Below are 4,593 nucleotides of genomic sequence, written 5' to 3' on the forward strand. Positions count from 1 at the left end.
TCTCCGATCGAGGGGATGGCCACCACCGCCGAGCACCACGCGCGGGCACCGGAGAGCGACCGGCCGGCCACCGTCGCCGAGCGGCAGTCCTGCCGCGACACCGCGCACAGCGTCCGGCTCAGGTTCGGGGGCATGCTGCTGCGCGCGCTGGAGGGCGAGCTCGCCGTCGGCAACGGCACCCCGACCATCCGGGCGCGGGCCCGCACGCTGTCGGACACCTACGCCAAATGGTGCGCCGAGGCCGAGGCGGGCACCCCCGACGAGACGATTCCGATCCGCCACCTGGTCGCCATCCAGTACGGCGGCATCCTCGCCGGAGCCGCCCACGCCTGAGGCCTGCCATCGCCTCCGCCGCGCATCCAGCCGACCGAACTCCTATCGGGTCACAATCCGGATGCCTGAAGCGAAACCGGGGATCACCTTCGCGAGGAGAATTTCGATATGAGGTCGACGCCGTCTGCGTCAAGGGTGGCCATCGCTTGCTCGCCAAGGGCGCGGACCTTGTTTAGGGTCCCCACATGACACGTGAATCATCCGTATTCGCAGGCGATGTCGGCGACTGGAAGCAGCAACTGGCTGACGCCTTCGAAATCCTGCTCGATCGTCCACTGTCAAGCTATGACCCCGACGCCGTCTACGCCACATACCTCGGTGGCAACTTTATCGATGAGATCGGCTACAACCGGCATGGCGGCTGGGTGCGCCCCGCCGCTCTGAGCGGCGCTGAACCGGTCGTCTGGGATTACCCCCCGTACGACCAGGGTGAACCACCGCTGGTATTCGACGCGAGCGGGTCAATATTTGAGTTCGCCAAGTCGAATTCCGGGCTTCCCCCGGAATTCACCGCGGATCTGGACGATGCCTCCTTCTCGCAGGGACTCATCCGGGGTGCGGATCTGGCCCCTTTGCTGGTACGGCATGAACTCGACCTCGCCGGCCCGGAATGGAGTGACAAGTGGTATGTCTGCTATCCGCGGATCGTCTCGGACGGCACGCTCTTCGACGCGATGCGGGTCGCCGTCGGTATCGGTCACGGGCCGGAGAGCCTGCTTCCCTTCGAGGCGGAGGCCACCGAGGAGTGGCAGGAGGCACTCGCCGCAGTCACACATCCCAGACTCCGCGCGCACCTGAGCTTCTTCTGCACCGATGGGGAGGAAGGTCTGGGCTACCTTCGAGAGGACAGGTCGGGCGGCAGCATCCTGGCGGAGGAAGGCTGCTCGCTGATCGCCAACTGGGAGGAAGGGCAGTGCCAGATCGAGTTCGCGGTCGTCCAGCTCAGTGATCTCGTGGCCGGGCCGCGCCTGTTCTGAGCGGGTGGACGAACGCCGGTGCTTTTCCACCGTGCCGCGCTGCCGTCGTCGCCTCGGACGCTGAACTTCGTGGCCGGTGCCTCCGCCACACCACCGTACGGCACATTCGCCGTCGAGGTCGTCCGCGGGCCCGGGGTCACCCGGGTGACGGTCTACGACTTTGGCCGGGGCTCCGTCCCCATCGCTGTCCCCACCGCCGTCCCCGGCGAGGGCGGCCGTGGGCTCCCGCTGGTCACCTCGCCGGACACTCCGCGGGCGAGGATCTCCCCGGCGGTGGCGTTGATGGAGCGGCCGGTACGGCGAGCCCTCCGGGTTATCCTCCGATGCAGATCGTCATCGATTCGAAGAAGTAGTTGCTTCGTACTCCAACGATGCCAAGCGAAGCCCTAAAAGGGATATCACTTTCCGCCAAGCACACGACGGCCCCCGTGAATGAGTTTTCACGGGGGCCGTCGTGGAACGTGCGGGTCAGAGACCGGCGGCGGCGCGCAGGGAGTCGGCGCGGTCGGTGGACTCCCAGGAGAAGCCCTCGCGACCGAAGTGACCGTAGGCGGAGGTGCCCGAGTAGATCGGGCGGAGCAGGTCGAGGTCGCGGATGATCGCGGCCGGGCGCAGGTCGAAGACCTTGACCACAGCTTCCTGGATCTTGCTGATCTCGATCTTCTCGGTGCCGAAGGTCTCGACGAACACGCCGACCGGGTGCGCCTTGCCGATGGCGTAGGCGACCTGGACCTCGGCGCGGTCGGCCAGACCGGCGGCCACGATGTTCTTCGCGACCCAGCGCATGGCGTAGGCGGCCGAGCGGTCGACCTTGGACGGGTCCTTGCCGGAGAAGGCGCCGCCACCGTGGCGGGACATGCCGCCGTAGGTGTCAACGATGATCTTGCGACCGGTCAGGCCGGCGTCGCCCATCGGGCCGCCGATCTCGAAGCGGCCGGTCGGGTTGACCAGGAGGCGGTAGCCCTCGGTCTCGATCTCCAGGCCGGCCAGGACCGGGTCGACCACGTGCTCCTTGATGTCGGGAGCGAGCATCTCCTTGAGGTCGATCTCGGCCGCGTGCTGGGTGGAGACGACCACGGTGTCGAGCCGGACCGGCTTGTCGCCGTCGTACTCGACGGTGACCTGGGTCTTGCCGTCGGGGCGCAGGTAGGGCACCGTGCCGTCCTTGCGGACCTGCGACAGGCGCTCGGCCAGGCGGTGCGCCAGCTGGATCGGCAGCGGCATCAGCTCGGGGGTCTCGCGGCAGGCGTAGCCGAACATCAGGCCCTGGTCACCGGCGCCCTGGCGGTCGAGCTCGTCGCCCGCCTCGCCCTCGCGGTTCTCGTAGGCGTCGTCGACGCCCTGGGCGATGTCGGGCGACTGCGCACCGATGGACACCGACACGCCACAGGAGGCGCCGTCGAAGCCCTTGTGCGAGGCATCGTAACCGATCTCGAGGATCTTCTCCCGGATGAGACCGGGAATGTCGACGTAGGTCTCCGTCGTCACCTCTCCGGCGACGTGGACCTGACCGGTGGTGATCAGCGTCTCGACCGCGACACGGCTCCTGGGGTCACCCTTGAGCATGGCGTCGAGAATCGCGTCACTGATCTGGTCGGCGATCTTGTCCGGGTGGCCCTCTGTGACCGACTCGGAGGTGAACAGGCGACGGGACAAGTCAGTGGCTCCTCATGCAGCGGCTGCTGGCGTCTGGGGCTCTGGCATCGGCAGGACACCAGTAGCGCTCCGGCGAATTCTAGCCCCACCTGATGCGGGGCCGCGAAACCGTCTCAGATCGTGTCACCCTAAATGTTCAGATCATGTACTGGAAGGGCTGCGGGTTCACCGGAATCCATCGCGGGGAAACCCACCTGCCATGACGTGCGGCGGGACACGTTCCGGAAGTCGCCCAGAAAGGATCCGGAGCCCACGAAATCCCCGGGACTCAAAGCCCCGGCTCCCGGGCTCACCCACATCTCGCGGGCGGGATGCGCAGTCCCCGCCCCACCCGGATCCCCAGGGGCTAACAGCCCGGTTCACAGATCGGGCAGCGGGTCGGGCGGCAACGTCTCCGGGGCGAAGACCTCGGCGTCGGCGGCGGAGATCACCGCGGCGTACTCCTCCTCGATCTCGAACACCATGCCACCGAGTTCGATGGCCGCGCCCGCGGAGAACTCCAGCGGGCCGAGCCGGGTGCGCCGGGCGTGGGTGGCGTACACCGAGGTCGGCGCGTCGCGGTCGAAGAACTTGGTGGAGAGCAGGTAGATGGTGCGGTCAGTGATCACGATGAGGAAGGTCGCCATGCCCGGGGTGCCCACCGACAGAGCCGGCAGGACGTAGTGGATCTCCTCCCCCGGAGGAAGCAGCGCTCGGCATCGTGCCCTGACCGCGGCGGCGACAGGCATGATCCAAACCCCTCCCGGCTGCGATGTGGCAGGGCTCTGGGAGGCAGTATCCGCCGGGAGTCGGGCTACGGCAAGTGGTCAGGCCAGGCGTGCGGCGACGAGGTCCCAGAGCACGTCGGCAAGGGCCTCCTTGGGACCGCGCGGGATGTCGACCTGCTCCCCGTCCGCGAGGAGGACCACCGCCGCGTTGTCGGGGGTGCCGAAGGCGAGATCGTCGCCGACCTGGTTGACGACGAGCAGATCACAGCCCTTGCGGGTGAGTTTGGCCCGCCCGTTGGCGAGGACGTCGTCGGTCTCGGCCGCGAATCCCGCGATCACCTGAGGGTACGGCTTGAGCCCCGCACGGCGCCGTTCCCCCAGCTCCGCAAGAATGTCCGGATTTTTCACCAGATGAATGGCGTCAGGCTCATCGGCGGTCTTCTTGATCTTCGACCCGCTCCGCGCCGAGGGCCGGAAGTCGGCGACGGCGGCGGCCATGACCACGGCGTCGGCGCCCTCCACCGCCTCCAGCACGGCGTCGCGCAACTCCAGGGCCGAGGTGACCCGGACCATCTTGACCCCCGCGGGGTCGGGCAGGGCGACGTTGGCGGCCACCAGGGTGACCTCCGCCCCTCGGGCGACGGCCGTGCGGGCCAGGGCGTAACCCTGCAGCCCCGAGGAACGGTTGCCGATGAAACGGACCGGGTCGATGGCCTCGCGGGTGCCGCCCGCGGAGATCACCAGGCGACGGCCCGCCAGGTCCGCGGGGCGCCCGGAGAGGACGCCGCGGCAGACCTCGAAGATCTCCTTCGGGTCCGGCAGGCGCCGGCCCAGCCCTCGCCGCCCTGTGCGCAGAGCACTCGATCACCATGGTCGACACCGCCTCGGCGCTCTGGCAGCAGTGGGTGGAGGAACTGGAC

The 4,593-nt window shown here is 68.3% G+C and carries 3 protein-coding genes and 3 pseudogenes; 2 read left to right on the top strand and 4 right to left on the bottom strand.

Translation table 11 applies throughout. The annotated features are described in order from the left end of the window. Together ABZ260_RS47035 and ABZ260_RS47040 are read left to right on the top strand one after the other, a co-directional pair. Window positions 1–333: pseudogene (locus tag ABZ260_RS47035) on the top strand (hypothetical protein); the annotation flags it as partial. A gap of 185 nt (window positions 334–518) precedes the next feature. Next, on the top strand, window positions 519–1,310 hold the full coding sequence (locus ABZ260_RS47040; RefSeq protein WP_355631382.1) for a hypothetical protein: 792 nt from the start codon (window positions 519–521) through the stop codon (window positions 1,308–1,310). 152 nt (window positions 1,311–1,462) lie between these two features. Here the strand turns inward: ABZ260_RS47040 and ABZ260_RS47045 are convergent. The 4 genes and pseudogenes from ABZ260_RS47045 to ABZ260_RS47060 all read right to left on the bottom strand — a co-directional run. Further along, a pseudogene (locus tag ABZ260_RS47045) lies at window positions 1,463–1,657 on the bottom strand (hypothetical protein); the annotation flags it as partial. Window positions 1,658–1,778: 121 nt separating this feature from the next. Further along, on the bottom strand, window positions 1,779–2,966 hold the full coding sequence (metK, locus tag ABZ260_RS47050) for a methionine adenosyltransferase (protein WP_355631384.1): 1,188 nt from the start codon (window positions 2,964–2,966) through the stop codon (window positions 1,779–1,781). Window positions 2,967–3,325: 359 nt separating this feature from the next. Further along, the gene (locus tag ABZ260_RS47055) at window positions 3,326–3,694 is read right to left on the bottom strand and encodes a hypothetical protein (protein WP_355631387.1); all 369 of its coding nucleotides are present in this window, start codon (window positions 3,692–3,694) and stop codon (window positions 3,326–3,328) included. Window positions 3,695–3,772: 78 nt separating this feature from the next. Beyond that, window positions 3,773–4,498, bottom strand: a pseudogene (locus tag ABZ260_RS47060) (phosphopantothenoylcysteine decarboxylase); the annotation flags it as partial. Window positions 4,499–4,593: the final 95 nt, after the last annotated feature.

It is taken from the genome of Streptosporangium sp. NPDC006013 (assembly GCF_040614275.1).
Classification (GTDB): Bacteria; Actinomycetota; Actinomycetes; order Streptosporangiales; family Streptosporangiaceae; genus Streptosporangium.